Raw genomic sequence first — 518 nt, 5'->3', positions numbered from 1 at the left:
AAGTAATAGGCTTATTTCTTTTATTTAGATGAAAACGATTGCAAATTTTTTATATGTGCTATTGTCAACATATAGTTAAGCTTAACTGGTTAAAATTTTCAATTAAATCTTAGGGTTTTACGGAAGAAGGGGTTTCAATGAAAAAAGAAACGGTACCAAGTCGAAAGTACTTGGTCTAGGGCTTATTCTTGTCGCATTCTTGGGATTATTTATTGGCGGTCAAACTGTGTTTGCCAATTCACAGTCAATAAATATTTCCTATAAAACTGTTGGCGGAAACGGCATAGTAAGCGGCAAGACAAATGGTGTATGGCACTATTTTGCCAAGGGACACACAGTAACACTTAAGGTTACTTCAAAAAGTGGTGCAGGCACATCATATGCAAACCTCAAAAGAAGTGTAAGTCTTTGGCTCGATAGTGACTACGGCGATGTGAACACAAAAATAGGCTCTCATAGTTTCAGCAAAAAAACTGATGTAACTTCAGGAAGCTATTACCTAATTTTTCATGGCGGAA

Annotated in this window: 1 protein-coding gene; it reads left to right on the top strand. The window is 36.3% G+C overall.

The genetic code is table 11. The annotated features are described in order from the left end of the window. Positions 1 to 199: 199 nt before the first annotated feature. Positions 200 to 518 (top strand): hypothetical protein (locus FC15_RS09370; RefSeq protein WP_222592720.1); only part of this gene is annotated, 319 nt, incomplete at its 3' end.

It is taken from the genome of Lapidilactobacillus concavus DSM 17758 (assembly GCF_001435835.1).
Classification (GTDB): Bacteria; Bacillota; Bacilli; order Lactobacillales; family Lactobacillaceae; genus Lapidilactobacillus; species Lapidilactobacillus concavus.
Note: the sequence above shows the minus strand (reverse complement) of the source record. Positions and strands in the feature narration are given on the sequence as shown.